Genomic DNA, 26,799 nt, shown 5'->3' with positions numbered 1-26,799 from the left:
ATTTTGCAGCCTTAAGCAAAGACTTTTTGATATACGCGCACAACCTCGGCGGTAAGATCTACTAGCTCGAAATTTTTCGCATCGGCAAGGACTGCCAAAGTGAGCTTATGATTTAGATCGTGGCTTCCCGCAAACGCCATATAATCGCCCAAAATCGGAGCACCTACGAGCGCAAGATCGCCGATCGCGTCTAAAATTTTATGGCGAACGAACTCGTTTTCAAAACGCAAACCCTCGGGATTTAAAATTTTGTTCTCATCGATTACGACGGCATTTTCTAAGCTGCCGCCTAGAGCTAACCCCATGGAGCGAAGCGCTTGCACGTCTTTTAAAAATCCAAACGTGCGCGCCCGCGAAATTTCTTTAAGATAGGCTTTTTTGCTAAATTCAAAAACATGGTGCTGAGTGCCGATGAGCGGATGGCTAAATTTAATCGTATAATCAAATTTCGGACTCTTGCTAGGGCTTAAGCGCACGAGCTTATCTCCCTCGCGAATCTCCACAGCTCGCTTGATGATGAGAGCTTTTTTATTCGCGTCAAGCTCTCTTACCCCCGCTTCGTCCAAAAGCATACAAAAGCTCGCCGAACTTCCGTCCATTACAGGAATTTCATTAGCATCGACGATGATACGGATATTATCGATACCATAGGCATTAATGGCGCTCATTAGATGCTCTATTGTTGATATATAGCCCTTCTCATTTCCTACGACGGTCGCCATTTGCGTATTTATGACGTTTTTCGGCTCGGCTTTAAAACTAATACCGAGATCACTTCTATAAAATACGATTCCACTGCCCGCCTCTAAAGGCTCTAACGTAAGTCTGATAGGCTCACCTTTGTGTAGCCCGATGCCGACGTTATGGACTTTCTTAGCTATCGTTGTCTGTCTCATTTCTATCCTCGTTTTCATTAATCCGCGCATTATAGCGAAAATTTTAAAATTTACTTACCTTTTTCTATTACTTTTTTGGACAATTCTAAGACATCGGTAATGTTATCTTTCATCCACTTAGGATCCATCCACTCCTCGGGCCTTACGTCCACGCCCTGAACTACGATACCAAAATGAAGATGATCTCCGAAAGCAAAGCCGCTTGAGCCCGTCTGTGCTAGAATGTCGCCCGGCTTTACGTCGCTGCCCACACTTAGCTGCGTCGCCGAGCAGTGTCCGTAGATGCCGTACAATCCAAAGCCGTAGTAAATTCCTAAATTTAATCCGAAAATTCCGTTTTCCTGCGCGAAAACCACCTTGCCATAGTTGCTCTCTTTGATATCGGCGTTTGCAACGCTTGCTAGATCGAGCCCCATATGCCATGACTCGCTTACTTGTTCGTCGTTCATAAAAAATATCCGATGATCGGCAAAGCTTGCTACCGCTGCGCCTTTAGCAAGCGGATAAAAAGGCTTTAGCTCAAATCCATTTATTCTATCCTCGTGCACCGCGCTAGTAGCAGCGTGCAGATCATCTCCGTTTTTCTTACGCAGAGTTTCATTTACGAATTTAAATTTTTCCAGATCGCTCATCGAGTTAAAATTCTGCGCATATTGACTAGCCAGATCACTTACTTTGCCGTTAATGAAGCCCGGATTTAGCTTAATAGTAGAGACTTTATATTTTTTGTCCTGATAAAAATATTTGATCTGAGAAATGCTTTCATTGCCTGCACGATCAGTGGCGACCGCTTCTGCGCGAAATTCCTCTAAATTTGCAGGCCACGCTACGAGAGACGCATAATAGCCCTCTTTTACAAAAGGAATTGCTTTAAAAATTTTGCCATAGTTGGTTTTGACATAGACTTCGTTTAGGCGCTCGTCTTTTGCCGAAAATACAACTACAGCGCTACCACCTTTGGTGATTTTATAGGATTGATTGATTATATTTATGATGGGCTTTTTGTCATCTATTATTATATTTGCCGTTTTTACGCTCTTATTTCCTTGCGCAAAATTCCACGAGCTAATGTCGTTTGCAAAAACCTCGAGCTTGTAGTTTTTATCTTTATTAAGCATCAAATTTTTAGGAAATTGCACGGCAAGCTCTAGCGTCGTTTGCGGAACGTTCAGCTCCTCATTTAGTAGCGGTATCGTGCTGGCTCCGTCGTTTAAATTAACGCGAACGAGCTTAATGCCGGTATCGTCTGAAATTTTAATCTTTAAAGGCGAGGTTAAATTCCAATAAATTTCATTTTCCAGCGCAATTTGCGGAGGATTTTTTTCAAATTTCGGCGAGGTGAAAATTCTAAAAATTCCATAAACCAAAGCGCATATTATAATAAGAAATATTAAAATTTTAAGCTTCGTTCCATTGCCATTTCTACGCATAAAAGAGCCTTTGATATGATTTTAGAGCGCGATTTTACAAGCTTAACTTAAATTATCGGTAAAGCGAGGCAAAATTTAACGCAAATGTTTAGCGATTTACGAGGCGAATTTCAAATTTTAAATTCTCGCGATTTTAGAATCTCAAAATTTATGAGCTTTAAAATTTGGTGGCGCGCTAAATCCTATGCAGTGAAATTCCGCGCGCGATAAAGCGGCGTTTATCGTCTATATCGTAATCTTTAAAATTTCAATATTAGAATTTCTTTAAATTATGCTAATGGCTTGTATTGATTTTTTTTAGAACACTTATACTTAAAATTTTGCCATACGAATGAAATTTTAAACTATCTTGATAAATAAAATTCTAAAAAATTCAAAGCAAGCTATACGTTTAAATTTCATCCTAAGCCGAGCGGAATTCCAATTAAATTTTAGATCAAACCGCCCACAATAATTCGGCCGTAAATTAGTGCGACAAGAAAAGCCAAAATCGCAAACGTTATTAAATTTTAAGGCATGCGGTAGAAATCCTACGCACGCCACAGCGTTCGCAAATCGCCGAGTTTAATTAAATCTAGCGCCGATGCTAAATTCGAAGCTATTTGTATCGTCGTGCGGTTTTTTATTAAGCGGCTTAACGAAGTATAACTGCAAAGGCCCCATCGGCGTCATCCACTCGATACCGGCGCCCGTGCTGTAGCGCTCCTCCTCGTTCCAGTCATGATCGCCGATCATTCCGTAATCAAAAAACGTTACAAAGCGCATTTTAAGCCTATCAACTACCGGAAAGCTTAGCTCAAAGGAGTTATTGAAGCTCTGCATACCGCCCGTTTCAATGTAGCGGCAATCTGACGACCCCTTAGGTACACATATATTTCGTTTAGGGATACTGCGACCTTCGTAGCCTCTAATGCTTTTCATTCCGCCTAGGAATAGCTTTTCGTTGATCGGGATCTTTTTATTACCTTCCCACATATAGCCCGTTGCAGCTTTGTATCTAAAGATAATGTCGTGATCGATATAATCTCGCAAGCCAAAGTAGTAGTTAAATGATCCTCGCGCCTTGGTGTAGTCCATATCGCCGCCAAGACCCGCGTATTCTAAGCTGGCACTTGCGATCATACCGCTTCTTGGCAAGTAATAATCATCTGTGCTGTTGTATGTAATAGACGGGATAATCGAGCTTTTTAAATTCTTGCCATCTAAATAACCTGCCTCGGCATAATACCTGTTTAAGCCCTTGATTTCGCTTTTTTCGAGATAATACGTAAGGCTTACATCGGTATTACGCCCGATCTTGCGACCGCCCGTGATTGAAAATCCGTAAGATTTCTCATCGTAGTCGTCCCAGTCGTAATCGTTGGCAAAGATCGATCCGCCTAAGCTATACTCAGAATCAAACACTCTAGGATTGGTTAAGCTCAAGCGTCCGCTTAGCTGATCGTCACTTTTTTCGACCGAGAATGCGCCGTGAAGGCCGGTGCCGAATACGTTACGATCGCTGATACCACCGCTAAGTAAAATTCCATCCTCGCTGCCATATCCGATACCACCCGTGATAGAGCCTGTAGGAGCTTCTTTGACTGCGACTTCAAGATCAATCTGATCGTTAGAAACGCGGTTTTCTTTAATCTCCACCTCATCGAAATACCCCGTGCGTTTTAAAGAATTTAACGAATCGTTGTAGTCGGTTTTGCTATATAAATTTCCCTCGGTCAGATACATCTCGCGGCGAATGACCTTATCCTCGGTCTTATCGTTACCCGAGATCGTTACGTTTCTAATATAGACTTTATCCTCAGGGACGACTTGATACGTGATAGCGACCGTGCGAGCTTCTTTGTCCTGCTTAGTCTTAGGCACGATACGCACATAGGCGTATCCCTGATCCGCGACTAAAGTCTCTAGCGTATTCATATCGCGGCGCAAACGCTCGGAATTCATCGTATCGCCCTTTTGAAGCTTAAAATCGTCCAAAACCTTTTCTTTATCAAGCTTGATTATATCTGCAGGATACTCGATATCTACGGAGCTTACGGTGTATTGCTCGCCCTCGCTGATATAGTAGGTAAGATCAGCAGTGTAATTATCCATATCGGCATTAAGTAGCGGCGCAGAAACCTGTGCGTCTAAGTAGCCTTTTTTATAATATTCTTCTTGAATTCTATTTGCGTCGTTAGGAAGCTCGGCGGTTTTTACCTTGCCATCGTTAAAGCCCCACATCCAGCCCAGCATCTCGCGTTCTTTATTGGCAACGGATGGCTCAATATCGTCATAGTCGAGCTTGTCTGCGCCTACTAAATTTACCTTATCGATGATGATATTTTCGCCGCGATTTACCTCGATCGTTAGCAAGATGACCGATTTATCGTCGTTTATCGGTTTTGGATAAAATTCCACCACGGTGTCAAAAAAGCCCTTGACTTCGTAGTATTGCTTGATGCGGGTCTCCGCTTTTTTAGCAGCCACCTCATCGTAAACCTGACCCGGACGCAAGCCGATGAGCTCATTTATCTTATCGCGATCATTGGTCACTACGTTTTTGATCTCGACCTTAGCGATAGTCGGTTTTTCGGTTACGTTGATAGTGACCGCGCCGCCTTGTTCGCTGATATAAACGTCGCTGAAATAGCCCTGCTCAAATAGCTTTGAAATCGCAGCATTGGTGTTTTCGCCGTTAAGCTCATCGCCTACTTTAAGTCCTGAAATTTGCTGTGCGACCTGTGGAGAAAGATGCCTTAGCCCTTCAAATTTAATGGATTTGATCTGTGCGGCGCACGCCACGGAAATCCCGCCTACTAAGAGTAAAAAAACGCTTTTTTTCATAAAATTTTACCTAAAAACGAAAATAATTTGCGTATAATACCACATTAAAATTAAAACTTGCATATATCAAAAAGGAATTTTATGAAGATAGGAATTATCGGTCTGGGTCTCATCGGCGGCTCGCTGGGGCTATGTCTAAAAAGCACCAAAATCATTAGCGCCGTCTATGGCTGCGACATCAGCCGCGAAAATGAAAAAGAAGCTCTGAGGCTCGGGCTCGTGCATGAAATTTTAAGTCTGGAGCAGATGAAGCAAAGCTGCGATGCGATCTTTCTCGCAATCCCTGTGGAGGCAATTATTGAGACATTGCAAAAACTAAGCGACTGCAGAAGCGAGACGACAATCATCGATCTGGGAAGCACGAAATTTAAAATTTTGCAAAACTGCCCGCCGCAAATCAGACGAAATTTCATCGCAGCTCACCCGATGGCAGGTACCGAAAACTCCGGCCCGCAGGCGGCATTTAAAGAGCTTTTAAACGGCGCAGTAGTCGTCATCTGCGACGATCACGGCGCGGATGAAGTGCATATCAAACGAGCGGTCGAAATTTTTTCATTCGCGGGGATGAAGATCGTATTTATGGACGCAAAAAGCCACGATCACCACGTAGCACTCATCTCGCACCTGCCGCATGCAATCAGCTACTCGCTCGTAAACAGCGTACTAAAAGAGGAAAATCGCCGCAATATCATAAATCTCGCAGGCGGTAGCTTCTCGGGCATGAGCCGTATCGCCAAAAGCTCGCCGCAGATGTGGGTCGATATTTTCAAACAAAACCGCACAAACCTGCTAGGCGCGATCGATGCTTTTAAAAACGAACTTGAAATTTGCGTACAGATGATTGAGGGCGAGCGCTGGGACGAGCTTGAGGCGTGGATGTATGAAGCGCGCAAGCTAAGGGATATTATTTAAAATTTACCCGTACGGCTAGGCTGCGCGACGGACGCTTTAAGAACGCGCCTTTAAATTCTAAAATTTCGCCTTCAAACAGCCCGCTTAAATTTAAATTTTAATCTGCGCGAGCCTGGATGCGAACTCAAAAATCTATGCATTCTTGCGTAAAAATTTTCTTTGAGGGAAACTCCAACGCGCAAAGCCTCGCCTTCTCGCCCCAGTGCTTTTTATAAACACAGCCCAGATCGATATTTGCGCTAAATTCCGTAATGACGGGCTTTTTTACCGGCGTGTGCCCGTAGACATTAAAAATTCCATCATTCGCGCTATCATCTCCGCGCCCGCTTAGCACATGAGCTGCGAAGCTTTTCGCACGCTCTGCATCGTGTCTAATCCCCCACGCGCGACCCACCGCGGAGTGCGATACGACGAGCGTGCAACCGCTTTCGTCCCTCAAATCATACTCTAGGTAAATCGGCAGCTGCGAGACGAACCGCAGATGCTCCTTGCATTACTCCACGCCTCCGTGACGATAATACGACGCTAGCGTCGCCTCACCGCCGTTATTAAATAGCCAGCTTTCATCCAGGCTAAAAAATGCGTAGAGGTCATTTGAGCTCGTAAATTTGTCCGTCTTTGCGCACCTTAGGGCAGTTTTTGCGTTGCCCACAAAGCGCTTTTCGTGATTGCCCATCACCGCGTCATATCCGCGAGTGCGCACTAGCTCAACCACATTCGCGCTCGCAGGGCCTCGGTCGATCAGATCGCCCACAAAGCAAATTTTGCTATCAAATTTATGCGGTAGCTGCTCTATTAACGCCAAAAGCGATCTGTAGCAGCCGTGCACGTCGCCGATGATGTAGATATTTTGCATAATTTCTCCTTAAATTTTAACGCCCTCGCCTTTTAACGCGCGGGCTGTGATATAAGCGGTAGATAAAAGCTCTGCGCTAAATTTTAAAATTTCGCGCGCTAGGACTTGGGCGGATAAATCTGCTTTAGGACCTCGGCTACGACGATCATAAAAAGAACGATAAATATTAATGCGCTAAGCAATGAGGAATAAAACCTCGCAAGATGCAAATCTGAAACAATCAGCGCCACAATCATCATCCCTAAAAATGGCGATAGCATCCAAACCGCTGCTGTAGGCAAAAATAGATTTACGAAAAAATCCGTGAGCTTACCAAAATCCTTTAACTTTGCGGCAAGTATCGCGCAAATCCCGCAGAAAAATATCCACAAAAATAGGAAATATACGCACTTCTGCTGTAGCCATTCTAAGGGATCGTCAAACCGGACGCTAGATGTGTCAAAAATCTGCCCTATAAAAAAACCCATTAAACTTGAAATGCACATCAAGCAAAAACTCATCGAAAATGCACAGGCTATAATTTTTAAAATAATCATCAAAGCTCCTAAAATTCTAAATTTAGCTAAAAAATTCCTCGATCAGCCGAGTCATTTCGCTCTCGGTGGCGACGTGGTTGATCTGCTCGCGAAAGCTTGCGGCATTTTCGCGCCCCTTGGAGTATTCGTGCAGATGCTTGCGAAATATCGCTACGCCGCGCACGCCGTAGTGGCTAAGCATTTGAGCGAAATGATAGAGCACGACCTCCCTTTTTAGCGCGTCGCTTGCGCGTTCGCCCGTTTTGATCTCGCGAAAGATCCACGGCCTGCCGATGACCGCGCGACCGATCATCAGCGCGTCTGCGCCGCTAAGGTCTCGCACTGCAGGCGCATTGGCGGAGTTTATGTCGCCGTTTGCGATCACGGGGATTTGCAGCGCGCGCTTGGCTCTTGCGATCGCGCCGTAATCCACCGCCGCGCTGTATCCGCCCGCTCTGGTGCGGCCGTGAATAGCGATAAAATCGGCTCCTGCACCTTGTACGGCGCGTGCGATATTTTCGATATCCACGGCGCCAAAGCCTAGCCGCACCTTCGCGCTCGTAAATTTTTTGTTCGAATACTTTTTGATAGTCTCAACTAGGCGCGATAGGCGGGGTAGATCAAGCAGCAGTGCCGAGCCGGCGCCCTGCTTTACGACTTTAGGGACGGGGCAGCCGCAGTTTAGATCGATGCCGTCGATGCCGTCAAATTTATTGATGAGCAAAACCGCCTTTTTGATAATTTCCGCATCGCCGCCTGCGATCTGCACGAAAAAGGGGGTTTCCGCGGCGTTTTTTTCGAGCATCTTTAGCGTCTTTTCGCCCTCAAAAACAAGGGCGTTTGCGCTTATCATCTCGCTTACGGTCGCGTCGCAGCCGAATTTTTTCACTACGCCCCGCAGCGGCGGATCCGAGAAGCCCGCCAAAGGCGCCAAAAATAGAGGGTCCCTTTTAAAAAAATCTTCCGTCATTTTAAATTTCTCATTTTGATTTCGTTTGAATTTAAACCTTTAAATTTAACGCCGCAACGCTTACAGCGGGTTTTGCCGTGAGCTTTAAATTTTAAATTTCATAGGCTACGTATTCGCATTTAGGCGCGAATTTTATTTTTAAGCTTAGCTAATTTGAGTGGTGGCAAAACGGCAGCAAGGATGATCACCACCAAATTTTATTTGCACGGCAAACCCAGCAAGCAGCTTGCAAAACGCCGCGCGGATTTTAAAATTTCAGCACTTTATTCAGATAGCAAGTCTTGTGCTTTATGTTTAAATTTTAAATTTCATCGCGTAAATGCAAAATCCGTTTACGCGCACACTACGCAAGCAAATCTTTTAAATTTTACCGCTTGCGCGCATTGATCTTTCGACAAATTTTGAAATTTCAAATTTGCGCGAATTAGAATTTTACCCGCACTTTAAAATTTATCGCGCAGGCTGTGTTTAATAGACGCAAAGAGCTTAAAGGCAGCCTCTCTTACCCGCATAAAACGAACTCGTAAAATTACCGAGCTAAAATAACAGCGACGCAGGGACGTTTTTGCCGTTGTCGCGCAAAAATAGCAGAATTTTAAACTTCTCAAACTCGTCGCCGTCGGCGAGGCTTAGCTGCTCTCTAAACTCGTCGATCATGCCAAGCTCATATAGCGCGTACAGATATGCCTCGGTCGCTTCTTGATTCTCGTTTTTGAGCCGCTCGAAAAAGGCTTTGTATTGCTCTGGAGCGAGATGATTTTTTAGCTTTTTAGCAAAGCCGATAAAATCCTGCTCGCTGAATTTTTCATTATTTACAAGATCAAAAAGTTCCTCGCTGCTGATCTCAAAGCTCGCGTCATTCACCGCGCGATCCACTAAAATATTTACCTCGGCTATATCTTGAGGAATTTTATAGGCCTTGATCTTATCGTAGCTTCCTTTGGCAAGCGCTACGGCATAGGCTTTTTTAGTGATATTTTCGCTATAAACGCCTTTAGTTTTTAAAATTTCATACGCATACGCAGGCTCGGCGTCGAGGCGGTTAAGCTCGTTTTGCAAAAATAGTCCGTTATCTTTAGGAAGTTTATATTTTCGCAGATCCGCCACTTCGCCGTTTTTAACCTTCTCGATAACGCCTATGACCTCTTTTAGATCCTCATTTTTGACATCTATGCCGGTGCTATCGTACCACGGAGATAAAATTTTAGTAAGCTCGCTCGGGTCTTTAAAATACTCGGTTTTAAAGTCTTTATTGGTATCAAGACCCAGCAAAACCTCTTTACTCATCGCATCGTATGCGCTTAGATCCTTTGCGATCGCCCTTTTTGTGCGGTAAAACGCAAAGCTGTGAAAAACGATATGAAAAATCGCCAAAATCATATATAAAATTAACGGCAGTACGATCCACACCGCCACAGGAAGCGTAAGCGTAAAACCGAAAAGCCCCAGTGTATAGCTACTGCTTTGCTGCGTAAAAACTAAAATCGCGACGATTGCGATATAGACGATCGAATATAAAAAGAATTGCTTGGTTTTCATAGCTAACTCCTATTTTGCTTTTCCGCCTGTTCCTTGCACGAAATGCACAATCTCGCCTCTGGATTTACCTTAAGACGCTCTAAGCTTATCTGCTCGCCGCAGCTCTCGCAAAGCCCATAAGTGCCGTTTTCGATACGTTTAAGCGCGCTTTCAATCTCTAAAAACGCCTTTTGTTGATTAACATTGAGCGAGTATTCGATGCTTAAATCCGTATTCATGCTCGCTACGTCAAAATCATCCGCAGCTTTATTTTCGCGCAATTCCGAAATTTCATTTACAGAGCTATTAATATTGGCGATGAGTTGCTCTCTTTTTTCTTCTAAAATTTTCTTGTAAAATTTCAACTCGTTTTTCTTCATTACTTCCCTTTATTTGTGATATGGATGGTTTGCGTTAATGCACAGCGCGCGAAAAATTTGCTCAAAGAGCAAAAGTTTAGCGATTTTATGCGCTAACGTAAGCCTGCTAAGACTGATTATTTTATCGGCTTTTGCCTTAAAATTTTCACTAAGCCCGTAAGCGCCACCGATGAAAAACGACACGCTACTTTTATTCTTTAGCATACTCGCAAATTCCATGCTATCTAGCTCCTGTCCGCGCTCATCCAAAGCTACGACGTATCCGCTAAGGCGCGGTAGATAAGCTTCATCATACGCCTTAAGCGCTAGCTCGGCAGATGTGCTTTGTGCGCGAGCGATATTAGCGTTAAAAAAGGTCTCATCTCGCACCGCGGCAAATTTAGCCGCCATTTTTTTATAATCGCTTATCGCGCCTGCGAACTCGTCCGCGCCCTTTTGGATGGAATTTACCGTTATCTGCACTACTCTTCGCTTCCCTCTTCGTGCAGCGATTTGTCACTCGTGTCGTCAATCTGCACAGCGTTTTTGCTCAGCACGTTGATTATATCGCTTAAATACTGCCTCATCTCAGCTCTAGGCACGATCGCATCAATTAATCCGTGCTCGAGCAGAAATTCCGATCTCTGAAAGCCCTCCGGCAGATTAGCTCCGATGGTTTGCTTGATGACGCGCTGCCCGGCAAAGCCGATAAGAGCGCCGGGCTCTGCAATGATGATATCTCCAAGCCACGCAAAGGACGCGCTCACGCCGCCCATCGTAGGATCGGTAAGAACGGAGATGAATGGAATTTTATGCTCGGATAAAATTTTAAGCGCGGCGGAGGTTTTGCTCATTTGCATCAGCGAAAAGGTGCTTTCTTGCATCCTTGCGCCTCCACTTGCGCTTACGATGATTAGCGGCTCGTTTTTATCCAGACTGCGCTTTACGGCGCGCACGATCTTTTCGCCCTCCACAGAGCCCAGGCTTCCGCCCATGAAGTTAAAATCAAACACCACGAGCTGAATTTTTTGACGACTTATAGCGCCCTCGCCCGCGATCACCGCGCTGAACCTGCCCGTTTTTTCCTTGCTCTCGGAGATGCGCTTTTTGTAGGATTTTTTATCGACGAATTTTAGTGGATCGACGGGCTGCAAATTTTGATCGTACTCCACGAAAGAGCCTTCATCGCAGATCAGATCAATGCGAGCCTGCGCACCAAAACGAAGGTGATAGTTACACTTGGGGCAAACGCTATGATTTTGCTCGACCTCTTTGCTATACATCAATGCGCCACATCCCGGGCACTTTATCCAGTGCGTAGGAGCTTCGCTCGGCGCAGGTTGCGTCCTGCGTATTTTTGAAAATAGATCTCCAAAATTCATATGATTTCCTTTAAATTCTATGAAATGAAACTTCTGATTATAACCTAAAATTCTTTATTTAAATTTATATGTGAATTTCGCTAAAATAGGAAAATGCAAGGATTTATATTAAAAACGACCAAAGTTAGGGACGAGGACTGTATCGTAGACGTGCTAAGCGAAAGTGCGCTCGTGCGTGCGTACCGCTTTTACGGCGCGCGCCATTCAAACATCATCCAGGGCTATAAGATCGACTTCGAGCTCTCGCAAAATCCAAACTTCCTCCCTCGTCTTAGCGGCGTGATGCATCTAGGATACGCGTGGCTCGGAAACCGCGAGAAGCTGCTATTTTGGCAGCAATTTATGCGGCTTTTACACGCGCATCTAAAAGATGCCGAGCATCTGGATAAATTCTATTACGAGCTGCTAAACCGCGCTGCTATGCGCTTTGGTAAACAAAATCCGCGCCGCATAATCGTAGAAAGCTACGCCGAAATTTTAAAATTTGAGGGGCGATTGCACGACGAGCCATATTGTTTTTTATGCGATGAAGAAATTTTAGAAAATATCGCGCTATGCCGCGGTTTTTTGCCTGCGCACGAGCATTGCGCACAAAGAGTAGGCTTTGCGCAGGATGAAATTTTAGAATTTTTACGAAGCAAAAAGACGCTAAATTTAAACGACGAAACGGCAGAGAGACTCTACGACATAACGCTTGAGGGACTTTGATTCGCAACGCACTTGATGAAGACGTGAAATTTCAAAACTCAAGCTAAATTTTAAAATTTCGTAGAATTTCAAAATTTTATGAAGGGGCGGCTTCGTGCCTTATTTGTTTTGATCTACAAGGCTGAATAATCCCGCATTGCGCGGGATTTTGAATCAAATTTTAAATCGAAACTAGCTAAAAAGCTTTTTCATCGCCTTAAAAAACATTGCGGTGAGCGGATTTGATTTGCCTGAGACCTTTGCGATCCAGCTCTCATAGGTCTCGCCTTTGCTTTTTAAAAAGTCCACGAGCGCCTTTTGGCTAGCCTGCATACCGCCGTTTCTTTCAGCATCCAGCAATGCCCTGTAAATTGGCTCTATAGTTTCGATCGCGGATCTTGGTGGAGCCTTGCGAAATGCCGTGTATTCGGTGATCTGCCCTGTCACAGGATCTTTTTTAGAAGTAAATTCCGTAATGACCCAATAAAAGCGCCCGTCTTTGGCTAAATTTTTAACCACGGCGGTAAAATCCTTGCCTTGTTGTATCGTATCCCACATAAGCTTAAACGCTATTCGCGGCATATCCGGATGTCGGATGATGTTGTGCGGCTGCCCCAAAAGCTCAAGCTCACTATAGCCACAAATCATACAAAAATACGGATTTGCAAACGTGATAATGCCCTTCGGATCGGTTTTGGAAACGATATAGCGCTTCTCATCGAGTTTGATTTCCTGATTAATCGGAGTTGGTCTTTGCATTTTTAATCCTTTGCTTAAAAATTTATTGCAGAGTATATAAAATTTTTCTTTTCAGAAATATTAAATTTTCGTTAAATTTTTATAAATGTTAAATCTTTAAGTGAATTTTTAAAATTTAATGTATAATCTCAAATCAAAATTTCAAAAGGCAGTGCGTTGAAAAATCCCTTCCTATCACTTAAATACTCAAATTTTAGAATTTATTGGATCGGGATGAACCTCTCGCTGATCGGTTCTTGGATGCAAAGCGTCGCGCTGCCGTGGCTAGTGCTAAGCATCACCGCAGACGCTTTTAAGGTCAGTCTCGTAGCTGCGGCGAGGTTCTTGCCCGCGCTACTTTTCACGCCGTTTTCCGGTGTACTGCTCGATAAGTTTAATCGCAAAAAGATCCTTCTGCTTGCTCAAATAGGCATGGCGGTGACCGCTTCAATTTTCGCGGTTATGAGCTTTTGCGAGCTATACTCTTTCGGCAAAATTTTATTTTGCGCTTTTGCAAGCGGCATCTTTACCAGCATGGACGCCCCTAGCCGTCAGTCGATGGTAAAAGACCTCATCGATTCGCCCCGCGATCTAGCCAACGCCATAGCGTTAAATTCTATGTCCTTCAACGTCGCTCGTATCGCAGGGCCCGCACTTGCGGGGATCGTGATGGCGCTGTGGGGCGTAGGCTTTTGCTTTTTATTCAATGCTCTTAGCTTTTTAGGCATCATCGTTTCGCTGTTTTTCATAAAAATTCCGCCATCCGCTACTACGCTATCTAGCAGAAGCGGAGGCGTTTTTGCCTCGATCGGTGCTGGAATTTCGTATGTATCGCACAAAAAAATTCTAAGCGAGCTAATGATAATAGTGCTTATCGTAGCGACGCTGGTGCCAAATTACAACGTAACAATCTCGGCACTTGTTAAGCTTAGCCTAAACGCGGATGAGCGAAGCTTTGGATATTTGATGTCGGCTCTGGGCGTGGGAGCCTTTTGCGGCGCGCTTTTCGTAGCAGTCTTTGATAAACTTGGCATCCGCAAAATCAGATCGTGCGCGATCTCTATGGGAGTGAGCTTAGCTCTTACTGGGGCTGCGAATTCCTTCGCATGGGCTGCGGCAGGGCTTGCCGTAACTGGGTTTCTTTTCGTAATCACAAACTCCAGCATCAACTCCACCGTGCAGATGCACGTAAGCAACGAATTTCGCGGGCGCGTACTTAGCTTATACGCGCTATTTTTAATAGGTAGTACGCCATTTGGAGCGCTCATATCGGGCTTTTTTACCGAGTTATTAGGCGCTCGCGTAGCTCTTGCGATCTGCGGCGCAATTAGCATTTTGCTACTGCTGGCGCTATTTTACGGCTTTAAAATACGGCGCAGGACGCATTTTATCTTTCGAGATAAAGTCTAAGCCAAAAGCTGCATTATCAAAATTAACCTTATTTTTACGATGAAGCCTTAGAATTCCTACCAAAATTTAAAGGTAAGGAGTTTTTATGAATAGACGAAATTTCTTAAAAAGCACCGCCGCAATCGGCACGCTAGCGACGTTAAATCTAAATTTAAACGCTAGCGCGGTTACAGGCGGGACGGAAAAGAAAGTCGCTAGCGTCTGCGAGATGTGCTCCTCTCGCTGTCCTATCGAGGTAACCGTCAAAAACGGTCGCGGCGCTCTCATCGAGGGCAACCATCGCTTTTCAAACAAAACCTCGGTCTGCGCTCGCGGAGGTGCGGGCATAAATCAGCTCTACGACGATCAAAGGCTCATTAAGCCGCTCATTCGCGTAGGCGAGCGCGGCGAGGGTAAATTTAAAGAGGCGAGCTGGGATGAGGCGCTTAAAATTTGCGCGCAGAAGCTTGGCGAGATTTCGCAAAAATACGGCCCGCAAAGCGTAGTTTTTACCTCTAAAACGGGCGAGCACCACACTCAGATGATGAATTTTGCCTGTGCATACGGCAGCCCGAACATCTACTCGCACTGGTCCTGTTGCCCGATCACTTATAATATCGCCGTGCCACACACTTTCGGCGCCAATATGCAAAGAGACTACGGCGACGCAAAATATATCGTAAATTTCGGCCACAATCTCTTTGAGGGCATCGACATCTCAAAAACCAAAAAGCTCGCAAAAGCCGCAAGCAGAGAGGACGTAAAGCTTTTGGTGCTCGATCCGCGCTTTAGCGTCGTAGCTTCCAAAGCAGACGAGTGGTTGCCGATAAAACCGGGAACCGACGCGGCGTTTTTAATGGCGCTAATTCACGTCTGGCTGCGCGATAACAAATACGACAAAAAATTTATCGAACAATACGCCGTGGGGCTAGAGGAGCTAAGGGAGTCCGTGAAGGATACGACGCCGCTTTGGCAGGAGGGCATCACGGGCATCAAAGCAGACAAAATCGAGCGCATCGCAAATGAAATTTACGCCGCGGCTCCCGCAGTCATAATCGATTGGGGCCATAAAACCACGACTGCCAAAGCCGAATACGTCCGCACGCGCGCCATCGCGATCGCAAACGCGCTGATGGGAAACGTCGAGAGAAAGGGCGGGATTTACTTCTCTAAAGATTCCAAAACCTTCAACACGCTTTGTAAAGAGGATCTGTTCCCTACCATCTCGAACCCGGATAAAAATTTTAAAATTCCAAAGACCGCGCGTATCGACGGCTGCGGCGAAGAAGGTAGCGAAAATTTCTTCGTGCCGCGCAAACACGGCGTTTTGATGCAGATCGCGCCTACGATTTTAAGCGAAAAGCCATATCCGGTAAAAGGCTGGGTCAGCACGCGCTTTAACCACCTCATCAACGTTGCGGGCGTGGATAAGAGCGTAGAAGCGATCAAAAAGCTAGACTTCGTGCTCGCAATCGACGTGTATATGAGCGACTTTGCGTGCCTAGCCGACGTGATCTTGCCCGAATCCACGTATTTGGAGCGCGATGAATCGATTCAAAACAAAGGCGGCACCGCGCCGGGATTTGTGATGCGAAACAAAGCCGTCGAGCCGGTGGGTGATACGAAGTGCGGCTATGAAATTTTTAGAGAGCTTGCAAGGGTGATGAAGATCGATAAGGACTACACTTGGAACAACATCGACGAATACCGCATGCAGCAAGCCAAAGGCAACGCCGAGCTAATCGCAAATTTAATCAAAAACGGCTACGTAAGCTACAAGGTGCCGAAGCTGTATTACCGAGAGCCGAAGCTCGTGGCTAAATTTATCGATAAATATCCTGCCGCGGCGGAGTTCGTGGACGAAAACGGCGAGATGAGCTCGCAGATGAAATTTAAAACCCCGAGCGGCAAGATCGAGCTTTTCGCGCCGAAAGTGGAGGAGCTTTTCGCAGGATACGGCTGCTTAAATACCGAGGGTATGGACGTATTCGGCGGGCACAAATACTGCCTCATGACCGGCAAGACCGCGCTTCATACCAACGGCCACACTCAAAATGTCAAAATTTTAAACGATATGATGAACGAATCGCCGGTTTGGATCAGCCCGGCTTCTGCAAAAGCGGAGGGGCTAAAGACGGGCGATGTTGTGAAGCTTAAAAACAAATTCGGCGAGCAAAAGGCTAAAATTTTCGTCACGCAAGGCATCAGGGACGATTGCCTATTTTTATACCACGGCTTTGGGCACGTAAGCCCCGGGCTAAAGCGCACGAACGGCGTAGGCACCAACCAAAGCGTCCTTCTCGATCCCGCTGCGGGTCCTGTGGTAAGCACGATGGTAACCAACGTCGGTGTCGATATAGTTAAAATTTAAGGGAGCGGTTATGAAAAAACTCATAATGATTCACGACGAAAATTTATGTATAGGCTGCCAAGCCTGTTCGGTTGCGTGCAGGAACGAAAACAGCGTACCGAGCGGCGTTTATAGGCTGCAAGTGCACGGCAAAACAAGCGGCATTTTTCCAAATTTAAAGCTAGATTATTCGCGCGCCAGCTGCGTTATGTGCGAGGATAGCCCCTGCGTGGACGTCTGCCCTACGGGAGCGAGCTTTAAAACCAAAGACGGCGTAACGCTCATAGACGAGAGGCTTTGCGTCAGCTGCAAATACTGCATTCTGGCCTGTCCTTACGACGCTAGATTTGTCGATCCTATCACGCACGCTATCGGCAAATGCACCTTTTGCTACACGAACCGCACTAGCAAAGGTTTGCAGCCTGCCTGCGTAAGCGTGTGCCCAACAGATGCTTTAACTTTCGGCGACGTAAATGACGTAAATTCCGAGGTAAGCAAGCTGCTAGCCAAAACGAGCGTAGAATATCCGAAAGCGTATCTAAACACCAAACCGCGCCTAGCGAATATCAAAAACAAAAAAGGAGGACGCTATGAATAATATGTGGGGCGATATGAGCCAATACTCTGAAATTTACTGGCCTTGGCCGATTGCGATTTATCTATTTTTGGCGGGTCTTAGCGCGGGGGCGACGATGGTGGCGCTTTTAGTTAAATGGAATCGCCACGAAAGCGAGCAAAATTCCATCTGGGACGCGATGATTAGAGCGGGTGCGATCACGGCTCCGATCACGATCTGCGCGGGGCTTTTGCTTTTGATCTTTGATCTTGGCAAGCCATTTAGCTTTTATCTTTTGCTGATCAAATTTAACTTCGGCTCTGTAATGAGCCTCGGCGTGGCGGCGCTTTTAATCTACGTGCCGTTTAGCTTTGTATTTGCGCTATGCGTATTCGGCGAGGAAATTTATAAATTTAAACTACTTGCGTTCCTGCGACCTATCGTAAATTTACTAAGCTCGTTCGCCAAAGCTTCCAAAGCTTTCGAGCGAGTTTTATTTATCCTTGCTCTTTGCGTGGGCGCATATACGGGCTTTTTACTAAGCGCGGTGATGAAAATTCCGCTTTGGAATACTCCGGTGCTGCCGATTTTATTTTTGCTATCCGGCTTTTCCAGCGGCATCGCGGCGAGCATTTTAGTGGGACTTCTGTTTTTTAAAGGCTCGTTAAACAAAGATAGCATAAAATACCTTTTGGTGCTTGATCTGCGCGCGATACTCTTTGAGATTCCGCTTTTATTCATTCTGTTTGTCGGGATGTATTTTGAGGGCGGCACTAGCGCGCTTGCGGCACAGCAGGCTTTGACGCACGAGGTTTACGGTAAAATTTTCTGGATCGGCGTTTTAGGCACGGGGCTCATCGCTCCTATCATCATCGCCTTTACGGCGCTGAAAAACCACGCCTATAAGCCTGCGTTTATAGTTTTAAATTCTTTCGTTGTGCTTTGCGGCGTCATTCTGCTTCGCTACTATATCGTATATGCGGGGCAAATTTGCACGGGAGCGTAGCCTCGCTCCCGATTTAGGGAGTGGGTTTGAAAATTTTACTTTTAGAAGACGATTTTGAATACAGAAGCAGCGTAAGCGAGTATCTGCAGGAGCTTGGCTACGAGGTGGACGAATGCGCTAGCGGCGACGCAGCCTGCGATAAAATCGCCGCAAATGCTTACCACTTGCTGATTTTAGACATCAAGGTGCCGGAGGTTTCGGGCGAAGAGGTGCTGAAATATGCGCGAAACCTCGGTCTTAGCACTCCCGTGATGATGATGACTTCGCTCGGCGACATCGACGATTTAAGCCAGTGCTACGAGCTTGGTTGCAACGAATACCTAAAAAAGCCCTTCCACCTAGCCGAACTTAAATTTAGAGTAAGCGAGCTGATGCGAAAGTACTTCGGCGACGAAAAGGGCGCCGTCAAGATCGCGGATAAATTTCACTACTTCGCAAATTTAAAAATTTTAAAGCGCGCGGACGAAGAGATATCGCTAAGCGCCAAAGAGATCAAAATTATAGAATTTCTGCTCGCCAATATCAAAAGGTTCGTTAGCGTAGATGAACTCATCGCCGACGTGTGGGACGGCGAGGCAGGCAGCGTCGATGTGCGCGTGCATATCAGCAACCTCCGCTCCAAAACGAGCAACGACTTCATCCTCTCCAGCCGCGGACTCGGATATAAGATCAATGCTTAAAGGGTTTAAATTTACGCTTTTTAGCGCGATTTTCATCATCGGCGCCTTTATAAGCGAGAGCCTTTATATCATCTATTTAAATTCCAAAATCGAGGAGAGCGCCGATGTCGCCGAGCTGATACAAAAAAGCGGCGAAGCTCTAGCCGGCGGGGATCTGAATCTAAAAGACGAGCTCATCTACGACTATGCGATCCTAAACGCAAACGGCGAAATTTTAAGATCAAACTTAAGCGTCCAGCCGCCCGATTTTGCATTTATCACGCTGAAATTCGGCGGGCGGGTATTTTTTAAGCGCCACTTTCTGCATGAGGGCAAGCTGCATTTTTTCGTCATCTCAAAAAAGATAAGCTACGCAAAGATAGAATTTATCGCGATCTCCACGATCTTTATCACGATTTTCGTAGCGCTCATCATCGCGCTGTTTAACTACAAAATCATAAAAAATTTCTACGCGCAGCAAAGCAACCTCATCAAGGCGTTTTTCAACGACGCGATGCACGAGCTAAAGACCCCTCTGGGCGTCGCGCTCATCAACACCGAGATGCTAGGCCTGCGCGACAAGCACACGGCGCGAATAAAATCCGCGCTCAAGCAGATGGTAATTACTTACGAGGACGTGGAGTACTTCATCAAAAGCGGCAAGATGAGCTTCAAAAGCCGCCGCATCGATATGAGCGAGTTTTTGAGCGCTAGGATAAATTTCATCTATCTGGTCGCAAAAAGCAAAAACATAAGCCTACAATCGCGAATAGCGCCCGACGTGAGCGTCTTTATGGACGAAACCTCGCTAATGCGCCTCATCGACAACACCCTAAGCAACGCCATAAAATATTCTCGTCCCGGCGGCAAAGTCATCATCGCGCTGGAAAAAGGGGTAAGCATAGCGGTCTTTAGCGTACAGGATTTCGGCATCGGCATAAAGGATACAAGCGCGATCTGGGATAGATACTCGCGCGAAAACGCGGCTCTTGGCGGATTTGGCCTCGGGCTAAACATAATCGATAAAATTTGCAAGCGCTACGGAATCGCAAAAAGCGTCAGCTCGAAGCTCGGCGAGGGCAGCACCTTTTGCTACAAAATCCCGCTGTTTAAGCAGAAACTTTTGGACTAAAACGGCACGTGAAATTTAGGCGTAAATTTTAAAATTTAGAAGTAGAATTCGCGCGGCTAGGGCTTTTTAAAATTTTGTTTTAGCTCGGATTTTCAGCCACCCTTACCTAAACTATTTGCTATATCTTCAGGATTATAACTTACATCATAATCCAAATTTCCGCAATTATCTATATCGCCTATATTTAATCTTGGATATGAATATTTTGATTGTCTAATTTCCGAATTAAACATTTTTTTATCAAGTATCATATTTCTAGCGCTACTATCATAAAAATTGTAATGAAGTATAAAATTATATCCATACGCAATCTTTTTGTCTCTTAATATTATTGCATTATCTAATATAATGATACCGCTCCAACCGTTATTTGCTAAAAAGATAGGTTTGTCAAATCCAGCCACCATTCTATTCAAATCAATTTTTAAATATTTTATCGGATTTGTTTTTTTGATTTTTAATTTATCAAATAATAATATATTTCTAGCTTTTTCATCCAAATCTGATTTATATTCATCATCTTTGATTAAGCTATATAAATCTTTATAGTAATTTATTGTCTTTTCTAGCCAATTATCTAAATTTATATCGTCAGCCAATTCGTAATATCCAATTTCAATCTTGCTTTTCATTGACGAACCATATGCATAAATTCTTGCTTTATCCATCTTTTGTTCATATATTAGTTTCTTATCTAAAAACTGAACTATAGCCCTTCTATAGAACTCCTCTTTATCTAAAATTCTATTCTCGGCTAAACAATAACCTTGTTTGTATTTGTTATAGCCAAAAACGGAAACGACGGCGAAGCCTCGTGAAGTGGAGTAATCGGGGATTATACGGATAAATACGGCGCAAAGTATTATTATAAGAAGCAGCACGCCAGCTATCGCTTTAAATTTAACGGATTTATAAAATTTCATACCGACGCTCCTTTTAAAATTTAAAATTCTAGCGCAAATTTCCGTAATCTTGCGATTAAATTTAAAACGCTCGCTCGCCCCGCGCTGCCGCCGCCGCGACAAAGTAGCTAAGAGCGGCGAGCGCCTAAATTTAAATCCCGCCGCTAGCCTTCGCGGTGCAAAATTATATAGCCCAGCTTCGTGCCGTTTTCGTCCGAAAATGCCCGCACGTAAAAATAATGCCCGTCCTTTTTGATAAAGCTCTGCGCCCCAAAATCAAGCGTCGCCAAAATCGACAAAACGTCGTAATCCGGCGCGCTGTTTACGACGATAAAGTCCTTGATAACGCCTATTTTATCGTAGAAGCAGTCGGTTTCAAACCTCTTATCTACGAGGATAAAAATATCGTTTCCCATGCGGTTGATCTGCGCGATGACGTGTTCGAAATCGAGCATTATCTCGGCGCTTCCGATAAATTTACCGTCGCTAAAAACGGGCGAAATTCCGCGCATAAAAACCCCGCACCGCCCCATCTCGACGAGCGCTTTGGGAAGCAGACTATGGCGAATCTGCAAAAGCGAATGGCGAAACGAGCTCAGATCGTCGTTGTAAAATTCGTCGCTCCAGCTCCTAGCCAAGCTTCTGATGTTTTGCGTGTGAAAATGTATCTTCACGCCCGTATAGAAGGGCACTGCACTCAAAATGTCTTTGTATTTTTTCGTCACGTCCATACACTCACCGTGTTTGCCGCTCTCGAAGCAGCGCACCACGTCGCTGTTCTGCGATAAAATAAGCGAGATCGCAAAGGCGTTTAGCTTCTCCTCATCGACGATCTTTTCAAACAAACTCGCGCTGAAATCGAACTGCTGCTTGATTTTTATCTCGTTTTCCTCGCTTTTAAAGCGCAGGTAAAACGCAAAGGTGGCGACACAGCAAGCAAGCGCGAAAAGGCTTAGGTATTTTTTTGAGCGCGTGCCTATCATCTGAATTCCATCTTTAAATTTGCCGCTAAAACCTCTGCAAATTCGCTAAATTCCGGCAGATTGAGTTTGCCGTTGCGCATCTTTTTGCCCCAGACGGACTCTGGGAAAAAGCTGTCGTTTTTAAAGCGCGCTTGGACGTGAAAATGCACGCGCGGCACGTAGTTGGCAAAGCTTGCGATGTTGATCTTATCGGGCGCGTAAAACTCCCGCAGGCTCTTTTCGCACTGAAGCACGGCACGCCACAGATGCGCCAGCGTCGCCTCGTCGCAGTCGCTAAGCTCTTTAAATTTAGCCTTCGTAAAGACCTTCACCCACGGCACTTCGTGCTCCTCGCGCTCCACGTAAATCATCTCATCTTCGTAAATCATCGCTTCTCCTTGAAAATGGAATTTTAATGCAAAGCCCATTAAAGCTCGGTAAATTCCTCTTACATAAATAATATACTAAAATACATTAATTAAATATATCTATAAAATATCGATATATTCGTGATTTTTATGCTATAATTCTATTTTTTAAAAGGAATATATATGAAATCAGTTTGGATAATGATCCTATGCGCCGCGGCGATTTTGATGATTACGATGGGCATTCGTATGTCATTAGGTCTTTTCGTGCAGCCCATAATGCAAGCAAATTCCCTATCCATCGCGCAAGTAAGCTTTGCGATGGCAACTACGCAGCTGGTATGGGGTTTTTCGCAACCGCTTAGTGGGATACTTGCAGACAAGCTCGGTGCCTACGTCGTGCTGTTTTGGGGCAGCGTGCTTTTGGCGATTAGTTGCACTCTTGTGCCGTTATTTAGTAGTGAAAGCGCGCTTGTATTAACGATGGGTTTTGGGCTTGCACTGGGGCTTGGCGCGGGTAGTTTTCCGATTCTAATGAGCATAATGGCAAAGCGCCTGCCATTTTCTATCCGCTCGGTTGCTAGCGGAGTACTAAATGCAGGCGGCTCGTTCGGGCAGTTTTTATTTGCGCCGATGATTGGGTTTTGTATCGCAACGCCTGCCTTAGGATACGGCGGCGCATTTTTTACGCTTGCAGGGCTTAGCTTGTTAATTCTGCCGCTTGCGAGGCTTTTAGCAGGCGGCAAAATTCTATTTGGCGAGCAAACCAGCCTGCATGAAGAAGATAAGCGCAGCTTAGGCGAAGTTCTGCGTTTGGCACTGCGCGATAAAAGCTATATTTTGATAAATTTAAGCTTTGCTACGTGCGGTTTTCACGTAGCGTTTTTAGTGACGCATCTGCCTAGTGAAGTAGCACTAAGCGGGCATGGTGCGCAGGTAGCGTCCTTTTCGCTCGCACTGATTGGTATCGCTAACATCGTAGGCAGCTTATTCGTAGGTTGGTGTGTTTCCAAAGTGCGCTGTAAAGTCATTTTATTTTGCATATATTCCCTGCGTATCGCTCTTATTGGTGCTTATGTGCTCTCGCCAAAAGATAGCCTTACGTTTTATATCTTCAGCGTGGGATTAGGATTTACCTGGCTAGCGACCGTACCGCCTACTGCGGCTGCCGTCGGTAAGCTATTAGGGACGCGATATTTAGCAAGCCTATTTGGATTTACGATGCTTTCGCATCAAATCGGCGGATTTTTTGGCGCATATATCGGAGGTCTTGCAGTGCGGGCATACGGCGCGTATGATTATATGTGGTATTTGGATATGACGTTAGCGGCTATTGCAGCTCTGCTAAGCCTGCCTGTGCGTGAAGCTAAGATGAAGCACGTTAAATTTTAAAAATTTTATGGGATTTTGAAATTTACGGACGGAATTTTCGCAAAATTTTGCAAGCTAAATTACGACGAAATTTTGAAATTCTTAAAATTTTAAAATTTATCGGATTTTATGTTTCGCACTATGAAATTTCACTTTAGCTTTAAAATTCCGCTACGATAAAATGCAAAATCCGTTTATGCTTTCAAATTTAGCTGAGACGAGATTTTAAATTTTATAGAATTTTGAAATTTTAAAATTTCGGCTCGTGCAGCATTTTAAGAGCCGGCGCGAGAGCATCTGCAAAGCCTTTAAATTTTTCAAATTCCTCCGCGCTAAGCTCCGCGCTAAACTCCGCTCCCGCAGCGCCGAAACTCGCCTCATAAACAAAACCCGATTTTTTAAAAAAATGTTCAAATTTAGCCACCGCCGCAAACGGCACGAAAAACGCGCACTTCTTACGCAGCACGAATTCCACTAACTCTGCGGCGTCCGTAGCCGCGTCTATCGCGGCATTTGCGCTACTAGCGTATGCGCGCACGAGCCCGCCCGTGCCTAGCTTGATGCCGCCGAAGTAGCGCACCACGAGCACCGCGGCATTAATTAGCTCGGCGCCGCGAAGCGCGTTTAGACACGGCGCACCCGCGGTCGATTTGGGCTCGCCGTCGTCGCTCGAGTTTTCTACGATCTGCCCGGGCTCATTCAGCGCGCGATACGCCCAGACGATATGCCGCGCCTTGGGATGCTGTTGCCGCAACTGCGCACGCAGCGCCTCAAAGCTCGCTATCGGCGCGAGATAGGTGATGAAGCTTGATTTTTTGATCTCCTGCGTGGCGCTGATCTCTTTTTCAATCGTTTTCAAGGCTTTCCTTTGCGGAATTTTATCTTTTTTGCATTATAATAAAAGTTCAAAAAAAGATCAAAGGAGCTTCATGATCCAGACCTGTTTATTTCCCGCGGCGGGCTACGGCACGCGCTTTTTGCCCGCGACCAAATCGCTACCAAAAGAGATGCTTCCGATCCTTACCAAGCCGCTCATTCACTACGGCGTGGACGAGGCGCTGGAAGCGGGCATGGACAATATGGCATTCGTCACGGGTCGCGGCAAGCGCGCGCTAGAGGATTATTTCGACCGCAGCTACGAGCTGGAGGATCAAATTTCAGGCAGCAGCAAGGAGTATCTGCTCGACGAGATCAGGGCGCTTATGAAGCGCTGCACCTTCTCTTTCACGCGCCAAGAGCAGATGAAGGGGCTCGGTAACGCGATTTATACGGGTAAAATTTTAATCCGCGACGAGCCTTTCGGCGTGGTGCTCGCAGACGATCTGTGCGTGAACGAAAACGGCGAGGGCGTGCTTGCGCAGATGGTTAAAATTTACGAAAAATACCGCTGCAGCGTCGTTGCAGTGATGGAGGTGCCGCCGCAGGATGTAAACAAATACGGTATCGTCGCCGGCAAAAGCATCAGCGACGATCTGATAATGGTCTCGGATATGATAGAAAAACCGGAACCCGACGAAGCTCCGTCAAATTTAGCCATCATCGGGCGTTACATCCTAACGCCTAATATTTTTGATCTCATCGAGCAGACGGCGCCCGGTAAAAACGGCGAGGTGCAGATCACCGACGCGCTTTTGAAACAGGCTCAAAACGGCGTGGTGATCGCGTATAAATTTAAAGGCACTCGCTTCGACTGCGGCTCGGTAAAAGGCTACGTGGAGGCGATCAAATATTTCTACGAGCGAGAATTCGGCGATGGTAAAAAATGAGCTGTTTTTCCCGCCGGCAAAAGAGGGCGCGCTAGAAGAGGTAGCGGCAAAGATCCGCGCCGAATACGAAAGCGGCGAGATAGGCTACTACCGCCTGCCGCAGCAAGGCGCAGACGAAATAGCGCGGGCGCAGGAATTTTTTAGCGCACGAAGCTACGACGGGGTCGTGCTTTTGGGCATCGGTGGCTCCAGCGTGGGCGTGCGAGCGCTTTATGAGATGCTGCGTCCGCGCGTAAGAAAGAATTTGCGCTTTGAAATTTTGGATAATCTCGACGGGCACAGTGTAAACCGCGCGCTTGAAGGGTTAAATTTTGCTCGCACTATCTTCATAGTATCCTCCAAATCGGGCGGCACGATTGAAACGATCTCGCTTTTTAAGGTCGTTTTGCGGCGTTTCGGAATTTCAGATTTAAAGACGCTAGCGAAAAATTTCATATTTATCACCGATGCAGGCTCGCCGCTGGATGTCTTCGCGCACAAGTATGGCGCCTGCGTGATAAATATGCCCGCTAACGTAGGCGGCCGTTTTAGCGTGTTAAGTGCGGTAGGGCTAGTGCCCGCAGTTGGGCTAGGTCTTGATGCAAGCGCGATGCTGCGCGGGGCTGCCGTCGCAAAAGAGCAGTATCTGGATGAAATTTTAGCAGGCGATCCCGCTAAAATCGCGGAGAATAAAATTCTACGAAAAGCCCATCACTACGCCACGCACAAAAGTGCGAAAATCAACATCCTTTTTAGCTATGGCGACGCGCTGCGCGCATTGGGTGAGTGGTATGTGCAGCTCTGGGCGGAAAGCCTAGGTAAAAAGATCGGCTTTAGCCGCGAGGGACTTACTCCTGTAGGGCTTGTAGGCTCGCGCGATCAGCACAGCTTCCTTCAGCTCATAATGGACGGCGTAAAGGATAAGACCGTGACTTTCTTAAAGCTCACGGACAACGGCACTACGGACGCGGTACCTAGTATCAGTCTGCAAGGCCTTGAGGGCTGTGACTTCGTAAACGGCATGCGACTGGGCGAGGTGCTAAATCTTCAGTGCGATGCTACGCTGCAAGCCGTGCTAAACGAGGGTATCAGCGTCGATCTTATCGAGGTTTCGCGGCTTTGTGAACAGAGCATGGGCGAGCTATTTTACTACTTCGAGCTGCTAACCAGCGCTACTGGAGCGATACTGGGCGTCAGCACTTACGATCAGCCGGGTGTCGAGGTGGGCAAGAGAATTTTAAAATCGCTAGTTTTGAAATCGCGAGATTAG

27 protein-coding genes are annotated in these 26,799 nt (G+C 45.9%); 11 read left to right on the top strand and 16 right to left on the bottom strand.

Annotated elements, in window-relative coordinates:
- Positions 1–11: 11 nt before the first annotated feature.
- The 3 genes from lpxC to bamA all read right to left on the bottom strand — a co-directional run bounded on the left by lpxC (position 12) and on the right by bamA (position 5,152).
- A complete protein-coding gene (lpxC, locus tag Q0144_RS01265; protein WP_298061055.1) occupies positions 12–896 on the bottom strand; it encodes a UDP-3-O-acyl-N-acetylglucosamine deacetylase in 885 nt (294 codons plus the stop codon).
- 50 nt (positions 897–946) lie between these two features.
- The gene (locus Q0144_RS01260; protein WP_298061053.1) at positions 947–2,326 is read right to left on the bottom strand and encodes a M23 family metallopeptidase; all 1,380 of its coding nucleotides are present in this window, start codon (positions 2,324–2,326) and stop codon (positions 947–949) included.
- Between the two features lie 564 nt (positions 2,327–2,890).
- On the bottom strand, positions 2,891–5,152 hold the full coding sequence (bamA, locus tag Q0144_RS01255; RefSeq protein WP_298061052.1) for an outer membrane protein assembly factor BamA: 2,262 nt from the start codon (positions 5,150–5,152) through the stop codon (positions 2,891–2,893).
- Between the two features lie 81 nt (positions 5,153–5,233).
- Between bamA and Q0144_RS01250 the strand changes: the two genes are divergently transcribed.
- Entirely contained in the window at positions 5,234–6,064 is an 831-nt protein-coding gene (locus tag Q0144_RS01250; protein WP_298061050.1) for a prephenate dehydrogenase, read from the top strand.
- Between the two features lie 124 nt (positions 6,065–6,188).
- Here the strand turns inward: Q0144_RS01250 and Q0144_RS01245 are convergent, their stop codons facing one another.
- The 8 genes from Q0144_RS01245 to accD all read right to left on the bottom strand — a co-directional run bounded on the left by Q0144_RS01245 (position 6,189) and on the right by accD (position 11,664).
- Complete coding sequence (locus Q0144_RS01245; protein WP_298061049.1) at positions 6,189–6,503, bottom strand: hypothetical protein; 315 nt, start codon at positions 6,501–6,503, stop codon at positions 6,189–6,191.
- A 54-nt stretch (positions 6,504–6,557) separates the two neighbouring features.
- On the bottom strand, positions 6,558–6,920 hold the full coding sequence (locus Q0144_RS01240; protein WP_298061048.1) for a metallophosphoesterase: 363 nt from the start codon (positions 6,918–6,920) through the stop codon (positions 6,558–6,560).
- Between the two features lie 98 nt (positions 6,921–7,018).
- Positions 7,019–7,456 (bottom strand): hypothetical protein, encoded by a 438-nt coding sequence (locus Q0144_RS01235; RefSeq protein ID WP_298061046.1) that lies wholly within the window; start codon positions 7,454–7,456, stop codon positions 7,019–7,021.
- Between the two features lie 22 nt (positions 7,457–7,478).
- Positions 7,479–8,405 (bottom strand): tRNA-dihydrouridine synthase, encoded by a 927-nt coding sequence (locus Q0144_RS01230; protein ID WP_298061045.1) that lies wholly within the window; start codon positions 8,403–8,405, stop codon positions 7,479–7,481.
- A 537-nt stretch (positions 8,406–8,942) separates the two neighbouring features.
- Positions 8,943–9,944 (bottom strand): LapA family protein, encoded by a 1,002-nt coding sequence (locus Q0144_RS01225; RefSeq protein WP_291935720.1) that lies wholly within the window; start codon positions 9,942–9,944, stop codon positions 8,943–8,945.
- 2 nt (positions 9,945–9,946) lie between these two features.
- Complete coding sequence (gene dksA / locus Q0144_RS01220; RefSeq protein ID WP_005872423.1) at positions 9,947–10,303, bottom strand: RNA polymerase-binding protein DksA; 357 nt, start codon at positions 10,301–10,303, stop codon at positions 9,947–9,949.
- Positions 10,304–10,312: 9 nt separating this feature from the next.
- Positions 10,313–10,765 carry a 23S rRNA (pseudouridine(1915)-N(3))-methyltransferase RlmH gene (locus Q0144_RS01215; protein ID WP_298061044.1) on the bottom strand — a complete coding sequence of 151 codons (453 nt, stop codon included), beginning with the start codon at positions 10,763–10,765 and terminating at the stop codon, positions 10,313–10,315.
- Positions 10,765–11,664 carry an acetyl-CoA carboxylase, carboxyltransferase subunit beta gene (accD, locus tag Q0144_RS01210; RefSeq protein WP_298061042.1) on the bottom strand — a complete coding sequence of 300 codons (900 nt, stop codon included), beginning with the start codon at positions 11,662–11,664 and terminating at the stop codon, positions 10,765–10,767. The genes Q0144_RS01215 and accD overlap by 1 nt, the downstream gene beginning before the upstream one ends.
- Positions 11,665–11,757: 93 nt before the next feature.
- Between accD and recO the strand changes: the two genes are divergently transcribed.
- Positions 11,758–12,372, top strand: a complete 615-nt coding sequence (gene recO / locus Q0144_RS01205; protein ID WP_298061040.1) for a recombination protein RecO — start codon at positions 11,758–11,760, stop codon at positions 12,370–12,372.
- A 171-nt stretch (positions 12,373–12,543) separates the two neighbouring features.
- Here the strand turns inward: recO and Q0144_RS01200 are convergent, their stop codons facing one another.
- Positions 12,544–13,110 (bottom strand): PAS domain-containing protein, encoded by a 567-nt coding sequence (locus tag Q0144_RS01200; RefSeq protein WP_005870765.1) that lies wholly within the window; start codon positions 13,108–13,110, stop codon positions 12,544–12,546.
- 156 nt (positions 13,111–13,266) lie between these two features.
- Here Q0144_RS01200 and Q0144_RS01195 point away from each other — a divergent pair, with 156 nt between their 5' ends.
- The 6 genes from Q0144_RS01195 to Q0144_RS01170 all read left to right on the top strand — a co-directional run bounded on the left by Q0144_RS01195 (position 13,267) and on the right by Q0144_RS01170 (position 20,181).
- A complete protein-coding gene (locus tag Q0144_RS01195) occupies positions 13,267–14,499 on the top strand; it encodes an MFS transporter (RefSeq protein ID WP_298061038.1) in 1,233 nt (410 codons plus the stop codon).
- 85 nt (positions 14,500–14,584) lie between these two features.
- The gene (phsA, locus tag Q0144_RS01190; protein WP_298061036.1) at positions 14,585–16,849 is read left to right on the top strand and encodes a thiosulfate reductase PhsA; all 2,265 of its coding nucleotides are present in this window, start codon (positions 14,585–14,587) and stop codon (positions 16,847–16,849) included.
- A 10-nt stretch (positions 16,850–16,859) separates the two neighbouring features.
- Positions 16,860–17,426 carry a 4Fe-4S dicluster domain-containing protein gene (locus Q0144_RS01185; protein ID WP_298061035.1) on the top strand — a complete coding sequence of 189 codons (567 nt, stop codon included), beginning with the start codon at positions 16,860–16,862 and terminating at the stop codon, positions 17,424–17,426.
- Entirely contained in the window at positions 17,419–18,390 is a 972-nt protein-coding gene (nrfD, locus tag Q0144_RS01180; protein WP_298061033.1) for an NrfD/PsrC family molybdoenzyme membrane anchor subunit, read from the top strand. Before Q0144_RS01185 ends, nrfD begins: the two co-directional genes overlap by 8 nt.
- Before the next feature lie 26 nt (positions 18,391–18,416).
- Complete coding sequence (locus Q0144_RS01175; RefSeq protein ID WP_298061031.1) at positions 18,417–19,070, top strand: response regulator transcription factor; 654 nt, start codon at positions 18,417–18,419, stop codon at positions 19,068–19,070.
- Entirely contained in the window at positions 19,063–20,181 is a 1,119-nt protein-coding gene (locus Q0144_RS01170; protein ID WP_298061029.1) for a HAMP domain-containing sensor histidine kinase, read from the top strand. Before Q0144_RS01175 ends, Q0144_RS01170 begins: the two co-directional genes overlap by 8 nt.
- A 92-nt stretch (positions 20,182–20,273) precedes the next feature.
- Here the strand turns inward: Q0144_RS01170 and Q0144_RS01165 are convergent, their stop codons facing one another.
- The 3 genes from Q0144_RS01165 to Q0144_RS01155 all read right to left on the bottom strand — a co-directional run bounded on the left by Q0144_RS01165 (position 20,274) and on the right by Q0144_RS01155 (position 22,434).
- On the bottom strand, positions 20,274–21,104 hold the full coding sequence (locus tag Q0144_RS01165; protein WP_298061027.1) for a hypothetical protein: 831 nt from the start codon (positions 21,102–21,104) through the stop codon (positions 20,274–20,276).
- A gap of 143 nt (positions 21,105–21,247) precedes the next feature.
- A complete protein-coding gene (locus tag Q0144_RS01160; protein ID WP_298061025.1) occupies positions 21,248–22,066 on the bottom strand; it encodes a cache domain-containing protein in 819 nt (272 codons plus the stop codon).
- A complete protein-coding gene (locus Q0144_RS01155; RefSeq protein ID WP_297915493.1) occupies positions 22,063–22,434 on the bottom strand; it encodes an HIT family protein in 372 nt (123 codons plus the stop codon). Before Q0144_RS01155 ends, Q0144_RS01160 begins: the two co-directional genes overlap by 4 nt.
- A gap of 162 nt (positions 22,435–22,596) precedes the next feature.
- Here Q0144_RS01155 and Q0144_RS01150 point away from each other — a divergent pair, with 162 nt between their 5' ends.
- Positions 22,597–23,805: an MFS transporter gene (locus Q0144_RS01150; protein WP_298061024.1), complete on the top strand. Its 1,209-nt coding sequence runs from the start codon at positions 22,597–22,599 to the stop codon at positions 23,803–23,805.
- A gap of 229 nt (positions 23,806–24,034) precedes the next feature.
- Here Q0144_RS01150 and Q0144_RS01145 read toward each other — a convergent pair whose 3' ends face one another.
- Positions 24,035–24,643 (bottom strand): YigZ family protein, encoded by a 609-nt coding sequence (locus Q0144_RS01145; protein ID WP_297945019.1) that lies wholly within the window; start codon positions 24,641–24,643, stop codon positions 24,035–24,037.
- 70 nt (positions 24,644–24,713) lie between these two features.
- Between Q0144_RS01145 and galU the strand changes: the two genes are divergently transcribed.
- The gene (galU, locus tag Q0144_RS01140) at positions 24,714–25,550 is read left to right on the top strand and encodes a UTP--glucose-1-phosphate uridylyltransferase GalU (protein WP_298061023.1); all 837 of its coding nucleotides are present in this window, start codon (positions 24,714–24,716) and stop codon (positions 25,548–25,550) included.
- A complete protein-coding gene (locus Q0144_RS01135; protein ID WP_298061021.1) occupies positions 25,537–26,799 on the top strand; it encodes a glucose-6-phosphate isomerase in 1,263 nt (420 codons plus the stop codon). The genes galU and Q0144_RS01135 overlap by 14 nt, the downstream gene beginning before the upstream one ends.

The organism is uncultured Campylobacter sp. (assembly GCF_938045345.1).
Taxonomy (GTDB): Bacteria; Campylobacterota; Campylobacteria; order Campylobacterales; family Campylobacteraceae; genus Campylobacter_B.
This window is presented reverse-complemented; position numbering and strand designations above follow the sequence as displayed.

Bases quoted from the DNA above. Each gene is read 5' to 3' on its own strand.
- lpxC (WP_298061055.1), bottom strand. From the start codon at position 896: ATGAGACAGACAACGATAGCTAAGAAAGTCCATAACGTCGGCATCGGG.
- Q0144_RS01260 (WP_298061053.1), bottom strand. From the start codon at position 2,326: ATGCGTAGAAATGGCAATGGAACGAAGCTTAAAATTTTAATATTTCTT.
- bamA (WP_298061052.1), bottom strand. From the start codon at position 5,152: ATGAAAAAAAGCGTTTTTTTACTCTTAGTAGGCGGGATTTCCGTGGCG.
- Q0144_RS01250 (WP_298061050.1), top strand. From the start codon at position 5,234: ATGAAGATAGGAATTATCGGTCTGGGTCTCATCGGCGGCTCGCTGGGG.
- Q0144_RS01240 (WP_298061048.1), bottom strand. From the start codon at position 6,920: ATGCAAAATATCTACATCATCGGCGACGTGCACGGCTGCTACAGATCG.
- Q0144_RS01235 (WP_298061046.1), bottom strand. From the start codon at position 7,456: ATGATTATTTTAAAAATTATAGCCTGTGCATTTTCGATGAGTTTTTGC.
- Q0144_RS01230 (WP_298061045.1), bottom strand. From the start codon at position 8,405: ATGACGGAAGATTTTTTTAAAAGGGACCCTCTATTTTTGGCGCCTTTG.
- Q0144_RS01225 (WP_291935720.1), bottom strand. From the start codon at position 9,944: ATGAAAACCAAGCAATTCTTTTTATATTCGATCGTCTATATCGCAATC.
- dksA (WP_005872423.1), bottom strand. From the start codon at position 10,303: ATGAAGAAAAACGAGTTGAAATTTTACAAGAAAATTTTAGAAGAAAAA.
- accD (WP_298061042.1), bottom strand. From the start codon at position 11,664: ATGAATTTTGGAGATCTATTTTCAAAAATACGCAGGACGCAACCTGCG.
- recO (WP_298061040.1), top strand. From the start codon at position 11,758: ATGCAAGGATTTATATTAAAAACGACCAAAGTTAGGGACGAGGACTGT.
- Q0144_RS01200 (WP_005870765.1), bottom strand. From the start codon at position 13,110: ATGCAAAGACCAACTCCGATTAATCAGGAAATCAAACTCGATGAGAAG.
- phsA (WP_298061036.1), top strand. From the start codon at position 14,585: ATGAATAGACGAAATTTCTTAAAAAGCACCGCCGCAATCGGCACGCTA.
- Q0144_RS01185 (WP_298061035.1), top strand. From the start codon at position 16,860: ATGAAAAAACTCATAATGATTCACGACGAAAATTTATGTATAGGCTGC.
- nrfD (WP_298061033.1), top strand. From the start codon at position 17,419: ATGAATAATATGTGGGGCGATATGAGCCAATACTCTGAAATTTACTGG.
- Q0144_RS01170 (WP_298061029.1), top strand. From the start codon at position 19,063: ATGCTTAAAGGGTTTAAATTTACGCTTTTTAGCGCGATTTTCATCATC.
- Q0144_RS01165 (WP_298061027.1), bottom strand. From the start codon at position 21,104: ATGAAATTTTATAAATCCGTTAAATTTAAAGCGATAGCTGGCGTGCTG.
- Q0144_RS01160 (WP_298061025.1), bottom strand. From the start codon at position 22,066: ATGATAGGCACGCGCTCAAAAAAATACCTAAGCCTTTTCGCGCTTGCT.
- Q0144_RS01155 (WP_297915493.1), bottom strand. From the start codon at position 22,434: ATGATTTACGAAGATGAGATGATTTACGTGGAGCGCGAGGAGCACGAA.
- Q0144_RS01150 (WP_298061024.1), top strand. From the start codon at position 22,597: ATGAAATCAGTTTGGATAATGATCCTATGCGCCGCGGCGATTTTGATG.
- galU (WP_298061023.1), top strand. From the start codon at position 24,714: ATGATCCAGACCTGTTTATTTCCCGCGGCGGGCTACGGCACGCGCTTT.
- Q0144_RS01135 (WP_298061021.1), top strand. From the start codon at position 25,537: ATGGTAAAAAATGAGCTGTTTTTCCCGCCGGCAAAAGAGGGCGCGCTA.